At 68.7% G+C, this 249-nt stretch carries 1 protein-coding gene; it reads left to right on the top strand.

Features of this window, described 5'->3' with window-relative positions:
* Positions 1-249, top strand: a 249-nt coding sequence (locus tag AC3II9_RS22200; protein ID WP_489158910.1) for an outer membrane protein transport protein, incomplete at both ends; no start/stop codon positions are given.

The following is a 249-nucleotide window of genomic DNA, read 5'->3' as shown; positions in this document are numbered from 1 at the left end:
CCGGCACGCTGATCCGCCGCCCGGGCCAGACCTTCCAGCCGGTCGGTGGCAACCGGGTGTCGAGCGATCCGATCAATCGCGGTGTCGTCCCCTCGGGCGCGGTCGCTTTCCCGCTGAACGACCGGGTCGCGGTCGGCTTGGCGGTGACCTCGCCCTACAGCTTCACCACCGAATATGAGGCGAATAGCTGGGCCCGCTACAGCGCGCTCAAGACCGAGCTGCGGACCATCGACATCCAGCCCTCGGTCG

Source organism: Lysinibacillus sp. RU7, assembly GCF_057837305.1.
This window is presented reverse-complemented; position numbering and strand designations above follow the sequence as displayed.